Source organism: Teichococcus aerofrigidensis (assembly GCF_054073225.1).
In genome coordinates, this window is record NZ_JBSXMU010000124.1 from 1 (window position 1) to 9,079 (window position 9,079).

General features: G+C 74.5%; 7 protein-coding genes and 2 pseudogenes. 5 read left to right on the forward strand and 4 right to left on the reverse strand.

The window, feature by feature from the left end; all coding sequences use genetic code 11:
- Positions 1-712, forward strand: a pseudogene (locus ACVMLK_RS17860) (DNA mismatch repair endonuclease MutL); the annotation flags it as partial.
- A gap of 29 nt (positions 713-741) precedes the next feature.
- Here the strand turns inward: ACVMLK_RS17860 and pheT are convergent.
- The 4 genes from pheT to rpmI form a co-directional block, all read right to left on the reverse strand.
- Positions 742-3,219 (reverse strand): phenylalanine--tRNA ligase subunit beta, encoded by a 2,478-nt coding sequence (gene pheT, locus ACVMLK_RS17865; RefSeq protein WP_457487163.1) that lies wholly within the window; start codon positions 3,217-3,219, stop codon positions 742-744.
- 4 nt (positions 3,220-3,223) lie between these two features.
- Positions 3,224-4,318, reverse strand: a complete 1,095-nt coding sequence (pheS, locus tag ACVMLK_RS17870; RefSeq protein ID WP_198365305.1) for a phenylalanine--tRNA ligase subunit alpha — start codon at positions 4,316-4,318, stop codon at positions 3,224-3,226.
- A 125-nt stretch (positions 4,319-4,443) separates the two neighbouring features.
- Positions 4,444-4,815 (reverse strand): 50S ribosomal protein L20, encoded by a 372-nt coding sequence (gene rplT, locus ACVMLK_RS17875; RefSeq protein ID WP_198365304.1) that lies wholly within the window; start codon positions 4,813-4,815, stop codon positions 4,444-4,446.
- 16 nt (positions 4,816-4,831) lie between these two features.
- Complete coding sequence (rpmI, locus tag ACVMLK_RS17880) at positions 4,832-5,038, reverse strand: 50S ribosomal protein L35 (RefSeq protein ID WP_198365303.1); 207 nt, start codon at positions 5,036-5,038, stop codon at positions 4,832-4,834.
- Positions 5,039-5,376: 338 nt separating this feature from the next.
- On the opposite strand from rpmI, the gene ACVMLK_RS17885 reads away from it, so the two are divergent.
- The 4 genes and pseudogenes from ACVMLK_RS17885 to ACVMLK_RS17900 form a co-directional block, all read left to right on the forward strand.
- Positions 5,377-6,717 carry a serine hydrolase domain-containing protein gene (locus ACVMLK_RS17885; protein ID WP_422922574.1) on the forward strand — a complete coding sequence of 447 codons (1,341 nt, stop codon included), beginning with the start codon at positions 5,377-5,379 and terminating at the stop codon, positions 6,715-6,717.
- Between the two features lie 59 nt (positions 6,718-6,776).
- Entirely contained in the window at positions 6,777-7,607 is an 831-nt protein-coding gene (gene dapF, locus ACVMLK_RS17890) for a diaminopimelate epimerase (RefSeq protein WP_198365301.1), read from the forward strand.
- 10 nt (positions 7,608-7,617) lie between these two features.
- The gene (gene mtaB, locus ACVMLK_RS17895; RefSeq protein WP_457487164.1) at positions 7,618-8,892 is read left to right on the forward strand and encodes a tRNA (N(6)-L-threonylcarbamoyladenosine(37)-C(2))-methylthiotransferase MtaB; all 1,275 of its coding nucleotides are present in this window, start codon (positions 7,618-7,620) and stop codon (positions 8,890-8,892) included.
- A 3-nt stretch (positions 8,893-8,895) separates the two neighbouring features.
- Positions 8,896-9,079: pseudogene (locus ACVMLK_RS17900) on the forward strand (hypothetical protein); the annotation flags it as partial.

Sequence of the window (9,079 nt, forward strand, 5' to 3'; positions counted from 1 at the left end):
GCCCGGCCTGGCGCCGCCGCCCATGCCTCCGCCCTGGCAGCCGGGCCTGCGCCTGCCGCCGCCCTCCTCCTGGCCGGCCGCGCCGGCCGCCGGGGGCCGGATCCCCGTCCGGGAGGCGCCCGCCGGCGACAGGCCCCTGGGCCGCCCGCTGGCGCAGCTGATGGACACCTACATCCTGGCCGAGGCGCCGGATGGCGCGCTGGTGCTGGTCGATCAGCACGCGGCGCATGAGCGGCTGACGCATGAGGCGCTGAAGGCGCAGCTCCTGGAGGGCGAGGTGCGCCGCCAGCCCCTGCTGCTGCCCGCCGTGGTCGATCTGCCGGCCACGGACCTCGCCCGCCTGCTGGAGGCGGCGCCGCTGCTGGAGCGGCTGGGGCTGGAGCTGGAGGGCTTCGGCCCCGGCGCCGCGCTGGTGCGCGCCATGCCGGCCCTGCTCGGCAATCCCGACCCGGCGCCGCTGCTGCGCGACCTCTGCGCCGAGCTGGCGGAATGGGAGGACAGCACGGCGCTGGAACGGCGGCTCGACATGGCCGTGGCGCGGCTGGCCTGTCATGGCTCGATCCGCGCCGGGCGGCGCCTGAAGCCGGAGGAGATGGACGCGCTGCTGCGCCAGATGGAGGCGACGCCGCGTGCCGGCACCTGCAGCCATGGTCGGCCGACCTGGCTGCGCCTCGGCCGCGCCGAGTTCGAGAGGATGTTCGGCCGCCGCTGACGGCGGGGAGCGCGTGGCCCCCCGCCGCCTCAGCCGCGCAGCGTCGCGCCGGTCGCCTTGCCCACGGCGGCGACGATCCTCGCCCCCACCGCCTCGATCTCGGCATCGGTCAGGCTGGCGGCGCGCGGCTGCAGCACCACCTCCAGCGCCAGCGAGACCTTGCCCTCGGGCAGCTTCTCTCCGGCATAGCGGTCGAACAGCGACACCTCGGCGATCAGCTCGCGCTCGGCGCCGCGCGCGGCGCGCAGCAGCGCCTCGGCCGGCACGGCGGCATCGACCAGGAAGGCGAAGTCGCGCCGCAGCGGCTGGAAGGCGGGCAGGTCGGGCAGGCCCTTCTTCCGGCGCTTCGGCTCCGGGATGGCGTCGAGGAAGACCTCGAAGCCGACCACCGCGCCCGCGAGGCCGAGCGCGGCGCAGAGCCTGGGATGCAGCGCGCCGAAGCGGGCCAGCACCATCCTCGGCCCCTGCCGCACCACGCCGGAACGGCCGGGATGATAATGCGCCGGCGCATCGGCGGTGACGCTGAGCGCCGCCATCGGCACGCCGAGCGCCGTCAGCACCGCCAGCGCATCGCCCTTGGCGTCCATCGCGTCCACCGGCCGCGAGGGCTCGGCCCAGTGACGCGGCGTGGCGCCGGCGCGCAGACCGGCGGCGAGCAGCGCCTGGCCCTCGGGCGCGGCATCGGCATAGGCGCCGCCCAGCTCGCAGAGCGCGAGGTCGGGCCTGCCGGGCGCTTGGTTGCGCGCGGCGGCCAGGGCCAGGCTGGCCAGGGGGGTGGGGCGCATCTGGTCGAGATCGGCGGCGATCGGGTTCTCCAGCCGCAACCGCTCCGGCACGTCGCCGAAGCGCGCCGCCGTGGCGCGGTCGAGGAAGCCGAAGGAGACGCAGTCCAGCATCCCGCGCGCCGCCAGCACCCGCCGCGCCAGCCCGGCCCGCGCCTGGCGTGGCGTCAGGGAGGGCAGCGGCACCGGCGAGGCGACCGGCAGCGAGGCGGGCGGGATGCGGTCCAGCCCGTGGATGCGCAGCACCTCCTCCAGCAGGTCGCATTCCGGCTCGATGGCGGCGCGGCCCTCGGCGGCGGCGCGCGCCTTGGCCTCCGGCAGGCCGGGCGCCTGGACCAGGGCCTCCGCGCCCATCGCCGCGATGTCGTTGCGCCAGGGGGGGACGGAGACCGTCACCCGCTCCGCGTCGCGCGACAGCACGCCGAAGCCCAGCCGCTCCAGCGTCGCCACCGCCGCCTCGGGCGCGATCTCGGCGCCGCCCAGGCCGGCGATGCGCTCGAAGCGCAGGCTGGCCTCGCGCCGCCAGGACGGCTCGGCCCCCGCCTCGGCGATCTCCGAGGCCTCGCCGCCGCAGAGCGCGATGACCATCGCCGTCGCCGCCTCCAGCGCGTCGGGCAGCAGCGCGGGGTCGATGCCGCGCTCGAAGCGCTGCCGCGCGTCGGAGCGCAGCCCGTGCCGCCGGCCGGAGAGGGCGATGCGCACCGGATCGAAGAGGGCGCATTCGATGAAGACCTCGGTGGTGCCCTCGTCCGAGCCGGAATGCTCGCCGCCCATGATGCCGGCCAGGGATTCCACCGCCGCGGCATCGGCGATGACGCAGTCCTCCGGCGTGACCGAGACCTCCTTGCCGTTCAGCGCCAGGAAGCTCTCGCCCTCCCGGCCGCGCCGCAGGACCAGGGTGTCGCCCTTCACCTTGGCGACATCGAAGACATGCAGCGGCCGGCCGAGGTCGAAGGTGAAGAAGTTGGTGATGTCGACCAGGGCGTTGATCGGACGCAGGCCGATGGCGGTCAGCCGGTCGCGCAGCCATTGCGGCGAGGCGCCGTTGCGCAGGCCCCGCACGGCGCGGCCCAGCACCCAGGGGCAGGCCTCGCGGTCCTCGATCACCCAGCGCAACGGCGCGGGATAGACGCCCGGCACCGTCTCCGGCGCGAAGGGCAGCAGCCGGCCGAGCCCGGCGGCGGCGAGGTCGCGGGCGATGCCGCGCACCGAGAGCGCATCGCCCCGGTTCGGCGTGACCGAGATCTCCACCACCGGATCGTCGAGCCCGGCCCAGGCGGCGTAGGCGGCGCCCACCGGCGCGTCGGCCGGCAGGTCGAGGATGCCGTCGTGATCCTCGCCGAGGCCGAGCTCGCGGGCGGAGCACATCATGCCCTCGCTCTTCACCCCGCGGATCTCGCCCACCTTCAGCGTGATGCCGGAGCCGGGGACGACGGCGCCGGGCAGGCCCAGCACGCCCTTCATGCCGGCGCGGGCATTGGGCGCGCCGCAGACCACGGAGAGCAGCGTGCCGGAGCCGTCATCGACCTTCAGCGCGCGCAGGCGGTCGGCATTCGGGTGCTGCGTGGCCTCGACGACATGGGCGATGCGGAAGGGCGCCAGCGCCGCGCCCCGGTCCTCGACGCCCTCCACCTCCAGGCCGATGCTGTTGAGGGTGGCGGTGATCCGCTCCAGCGTCGCCTCGGTCTCGAGGTGCCGCTTCAGCCAGGACAGGGAGAACTTCATCGTCTCACACCCCTTCCGCCAGGGAGGCCGGGGAGAGCGGGCTGTGCCCGTAGTGCCGGAGCCAGCGGATGTCGCTTTCGTAGAATGGCCGGAGGTCGGGGATGCCGTGCTTGAGCATGGTGATGCGCTCGATCCCCATGCCGAAGGCGAAGCCCTGCCACTCGCGCGGGTCGATGCCGCAATTGGCCAGGACGCGGGGATGCACCATGCCGGAGCCCAGGATCTCCAGCCAGTCGTTGCCTCCCCCCTGGGCCTTGCCCAGTTCGCCGGTCCTGCGGTTCCAGCCGATATCCACCTCCATCGAGGGCTCGGTGAAGGGGAAGTAGGAGGAGCGGAAACGCACCGGCAGGTCGCGGATGCCGAAGAAGGCGCGCAGGAAGTCGATCAGGCAGCCCTTCAGATGCGCCAGGGTGATGCCGCGGTCGATCACCAGCCCCTCGACCTGATGGAACATCGGGGAATGGGTCGCGTCGTGATCGGCGCGCCAGGTGCGGCCGGGGACGATGACGCGGATCGGCGGCTCCTGGGAGAGCATGGTGCGGATCTGCACCGGCGAGGTGTGGGTGCGCAGCACCGGCCGCGAGCCGCCCGCCGTGGCCGGCAGGTAGAAGGTGTCGTGGTCCTGCCGGGCGGGATGGTGGTCGGGGATGTTCAGCGCCCCGAAGTTGAACCAGTCGCCCTCGATGTCCGGCCCCTCCGCCACGCCGAAGCCCATGGCGCCGAAGATCGCCGTCAGCTCCTCCACCGTGCGGGCGATGGGATGGATGGCCCCGGCCTCGGCGCCCGCCGGCGGGTGGGGGCGGGGCGGCAGGGTCACGTCCATCCGCTCGGCGGCGAGGCGGGCCTCCAGCGCGGCCTCCTCCAGCACCAGGCGGCGGGCCTCGAAGGCCTGCTCCAGCTCGCCCTTGAGGCGGTTCACGGCGCCGCCGCGCTCCTTGCGCGCCTCGGGCGCCACCGCGCCCAGCCCCTTCAGCAGCGCGGTCAGGCTGCCGCTCTTGCCCAGGGTCGCGACACGCACGGCATCGAGCGCGCGCAGGTCGCCCGCCGCCGCCAGCGCCGCCTCGGTCTCCGCCCGCAGGGCAGCCAGGTCATCGGTCATGTCACTCGGTCCCATCCGTCGCCGGGTCTCGGAAGCCCGATACGAAAAAAGCCGCCGGACGCCCGGGCTCTCACCCGGGCGGCGGCGGCTCTGTCCTCACTCCCCCGCCCAGGCGGGGGCGGAGATCACGCTTCGGCGGAAGCCGGCAGCGCCGCCTTGGCCTTCTCGACCAGGGCGCCGAAGGAGGCGGCGTCATCGAAGGCGATGGCGGCCAGCACCTTGCGGTCCAGCTCGATGTTCGCCGCCTTCAGGCCGGCGATGAACTTCGAGTAGGTCAGGCCATGCTCGCGCACGGCCGCGTTGATGCGCTGGATCCACAGGCCGCGGAACTCGCGCTTCTTCACCCGGCGGTCGCGATAGGCGTACTGCAGCGCCTTCTCGACCCGCTCGAGCGCGGGGCGGTAGCCGGTGGAGGACCGGCCCACATAGCCCTTGGCGAGCTTCAGGACCTTCTTGTGACGGGCATGGGCGGTGACGCCGCGCTTGACACGAGCCATGGTTCAGATCCTTACCTTACCGGGCCGAGCCGTAGGGCATCCACTGCTTCACCGTGTCGCCGTCCTGCTTGTTCAGCACGAAGGTCCCACGGTTCTGCCGCTTCATCTTGTTGGTCTTGGCGGTGAGCATGTGGCGCTTGTTGCCGACGCCGGCCTTCACCAGGCCCGTGGCGGTCAGCTTGAAGCGCTTCTTCACGCTCGACTTGGTCTTCATCTTGGGCATTTCGGTCTCCTTGAGATCGGAGTCCCAATTGCAACCGTCAAGTCACAATCAGGACACGAAGCCGCGGCCGGGCATGCCCTACAGGCCCGGACGCGCGGATAGCGGAGGCGGGCCTATACAGTCACCCGCCCCGCGAGACAAGCCTCCGGGGCGGGCCTTCCCGGCCGGCGGGGGCTGCCCCGCGCGCCCGGCATGGGCGCTCCCCCGTACCTGTCCCCTCCCGCCGGCGTGGCGCGGGCCTTGCCGTAATCCCGACCTTGCGCCAGCCTGCACGATGGCGAAACGAAACGCGCCCCGAGAAGGCCGCGCCCCGATAAAGATCTCGCCTGGAGGACACGATGTCACCGCCATTCCCCATCCGCCGCCGCCTCGTCACGGCGCTGCTGCCGCTGGCCGCCCTCGCGCTCTCCTCCTGCGCCAGCCCGACCGCCCCCCCTGCCTCCCGTCAGGCCGTACTCGACGCGGCGCTGCGCGAGCAGGTGCAATCCGGCAAGGTCGGGGCCATCGCGGCGCTGGTGCTGCGCGAGGACGGCACGGTGCTCTACAGCGGCAGCGCCGGCGAGACCGCGCCCGGCAACGGCACGCCGCCGGCGCCGGACAGCCTGTTCCGTCTGGCCAGCATGACCAAGCCCTTCACCTCGGTCGCGGTGATGCAGCTGGTCGAGCAGGGCCGGATCGGGCTGGACGATCCGGTCGGCCGCTGGCTGCCGGAGTTCCGCAACCTCCGCGTCCGCGCGCCCCAGGCAGGCGGGCAGACGGGCGGCCGGGCCGGGGCCGCCGCGCGGGACCGCACCGTGCCCGCCGCGCGCCAGCCCACCGTGCGCGACCTGCTGCGCCACACCTCGGGCCTGTCCTACACCTTCCTCAACGTGCCCGGCGTGGTCGAGGCCTATCGCCGCCTCGGCGTGGATGACGGGCTGGCGGCCCCCGGGCGCGCGCTCGACGACAACATGCGCCGCCTCGCGCGGGCGCCGCTCGCCATGCAGCCCGGCAGCGGCTGGCACTATTCCCTGGCCACCGACGTGCTCGGCGCCATCGTCACCCGCGCCAGCGGCGAGCCGCTCGACGCCTATGTCGCCCGGCACATCGCCACGCCGCTCGGCCTCGGGAGCTTCGCCTTCCACGTGCCGGAGAGCGCCCGGCCGCGCATGGTCACGGCGCTCTATCCGGATGCGGCGGGGACGCTGCGGCCGATGGCCAGCCCGCAGGTGGTGCCCTACCCGCTCTCGGGCGGCACCTGGACGGCCGATCCGAACCGCGCCTTCAGCGCCGCCGCCTATCCTTCCGGCGGCGCCGGCGCCACCGCGACCATCGGCGACTACGGCCGCTTCGCGCGCATGCTGCTGCGCGGCGGCGAGCTGGACGGCGCGCGCATCCTGAAGCCGGAGACGGTGGCGGAGATGACCCGGCCGCAGACTGGCGCCTATCCGATCGACCTGCGCGGCCCGGGCTATGCCTTCGGCTACGGCTTCTCCGTGCTGACCGATCCGGTGGCGGGGAAGACCAGGCAGGGCCCGGGCACCTATGGCTGGGGCGGCATCTACGGCACCGGCTTCTTCGTCGATCCGGCCCACCGCATCGTCACGGTGGTGATGACGCAGACCGGGGTGAATGGCGGCCCGGCGGCCAATGCGGTGCGCGAGGCGGTGTACGGCACGCTGGAGGCGGCTGGCGAGTGAGGCGGGCGCGGCGGGCGCGCGGGTTCCACCGCCGCCACGCCGCGCCTATATAGGCAGCCGTGTCCACACCGTTCCGCAAGATGCACGGGCTGGGGAACGACTTCGTCGTGCTCGACGCCCGTCCCGCCGCCCTGCCCCTCACCCCGGCCCGCGTCGCCGCCCTGGCCGACCGGCACCGGGGCATCGGCTGCGACCAGCTCATCGTCATGGAGCCGCCCGGCACGGGCGCCGACGTCTTCATGCGCATCTGGAACCCCGACGGCTCCGAGGCCGGCGCCTGCGGCAATGCCACGCGCTGCATCGCCAGCCTGCTGATGGCCGAGACCGGGCGGGACCAGGTGGTGGTACGCACCGTGCGCGGCGACCTGCCGGCGGAGCGCGCGCCGGATGGCGGCATCCGCGTCGACATGGGCGCGCCGCTGCTCGGCTGGCAGGACGTGCCGCTGGCCGAGGCGATGGACACGGCGCATCTGCCCCTCGAATCCGCCGGCCTGGCCGATCCCGCCGCCTGCTCGATGGGCAATCCGCACGTCACCTTCTTCGTCGAGGATCTGGACGCGCTGGACTGGCGCGCGCTGGGCCCGGCGCTGGAGCACCACCCGCTCTTCCCCGAGCGCGCCAATATCGGCTTCGCGCAGATCCTCTCGCCCGAGCATATCCGCCTCGGGATCTGGGAACGCGGCGCCGGCGCGACGCTGGCCTGCGGCTCGGGCGCCTGCGCCACGCTGGTCAACGCGCATCGCCGCGGCCTGGCCGGGCGGCGTGCCCGGATCGACCTGCCAGGGGGCAGCCTGATGCTCGAATGGCGGCTGGAGGGCGGGGTGCTGATGGGCGGCCCGGTCGCCACCGCCTTCCTCGGCACCCTCGACCTCGACGCCTGGCCGGCATGAGCGGGGCCCCTTGAGCGCGGCGCCGGCGCGCCCGGCGGGCGACGAGCCGGTCCAGCTGCTCAGCTTCGGCTGCCGGCTCAACACCTATGAGAGCGTCGCCATGCGCGAGCTGGCGCTGCGGGCCGGGCACAGCGGCGTCATCCTGGTCAACACCTGCGCCGTGACGGCGGAGGCCGAGCGGCAGGCCGCCAAGGCCATCCGCCGCGCCGCCCGGGAGCATCCGGACCGCCGCATCCTCGTCACCGGCTGCGCCGCGGAGATCGCCCCGGCGCGCTGGGCCGCCCTGCCCGGTGTCGCCCGCGTCATCGGCAATGGCGGGAAGCTCGCGCCCGCCACCTGGGCGCTGGAGGCCACGCCCGGCGCGGCGGCGGAGGCCCCCGCGCCTCGGCCGGTGACCGATTTCGCCGGCCGCGCCCGCGCCTTCGTGCAGGTGCAGCAGGGGTGCGACCACCGTTGCACCTTCTGCGTCATTCCCCAGGGGCGGGGCGCCTCGCGCTCCGTACCGCTCGGCGCCATCGTCGGCGAGGTGCGCGGCCTGGCCCGCGCCGGCTGCGGCGAGGTGGTGCTGACCGGAGTGGACATCGCAAGCTATGGCAGCGACCTGCCGGGCCGGCCGCGCCTGGGCCAGATGGTGCGCCGCCTGCTGGCCCTGGTGCCGGAACTGCCCCGGCTGCGCCTCTCCTCGCTCGATCCGGCCGCGATCGACGACGATCTCTGGCGGCTGCTCGCCGACGAGCCGCGCCTGATGCCGCACCTGCACCTTTCGCTGCAGCATGGCGACGGGCTGATCCTGAAGCGGATGAAGCGCCGCCACACGCCGGAACAGGCGCTCGCCCTCGCCGCCCGGGCGCGGGCGCTGCGGCCCGGCCTCGCGCTGGGGGCCGACCTGATCGCCGGCTTCCCGACCGAGACCGAGGCGCAGTTCGCCGCCAGCCTCGCGCTGGTGGAGAGGATGGGGCTGCACTTCCTGCACGTCTTCCCGTATTCCGAACGGCCCGGCACGCCGGCCGCCCGCATGCCGCAACTGCCGACCGCCCTGCGCCGCGAGCGGGCCGCGCGGCTGCGCCAGGCCGGCCAGGCGGCCGCGCTCCGCTTCTACCAGGCCCGATTGGGACAGGAGGAAACCGTGCTGATGGAAGGTCCCGATCGCGGCCACACCGAACACTTCGCCCCGCTGCGCCTGTGCGGCGGGCCGGCGGCGCGGCATGGCCAGCTGCTGCGCCTGCGCGTGACGGGCGCCGATGCCGAGGGGCTGCTCGCCGCCGCCCCCGCCGGGGAGGGCTGAGCCATGGCCCTGCGCGATCTCTGGGCCCGGCTGACCGGGCGCGAGAAGGACAAGGAGGCGGAGAGCGCGCCGCCGCCCGAGGCAGAGGCCGAGGGGCAGTCCCCGCCGGCGGCCGAGGCGCACCCCGCCACCACCGCCCCGGCCCCCGCCGAGACCCGCAGCGCGCCCGAGCCGGACGACCAGCGTC

What these genes read in the sequence shown, in the direction of transcription:
- rpmI (WP_198365303.1), bottom strand. Translation starts at nt 5,038, where the DNA reads ATGCCCAAGATGAAGACCAAGTCGAGCGTGAAGAAGCGCTTCAAGCTG.
- pheS (WP_198365305.1), bottom strand. Translation starts at nt 4,318, where the DNA reads ATGACCGATGACCTGGCTGCCCTGCGGGCGGAGACCGAGGCGGCGCTG.
- ACVMLK_RS17885 (WP_422922574.1), top strand. Translation starts at nt 5,377, where the DNA reads ATGTCACCGCCATTCCCCATCCGCCGCCGCCTCGTCACGGCGCTGCTG.
- pheT (WP_457487163.1), bottom strand. Translation starts at nt 3,219, where the DNA reads ATGAAGTTCTCCCTGTCCTGGCTGAAGCGGCACCTCGAGACCGAGGCG.
- rplT (WP_198365304.1), bottom strand. Translation starts at nt 4,815, where the DNA reads ATGGCTCGTGTCAAGCGCGGCGTCACCGCCCATGCCCGTCACAAGAAG.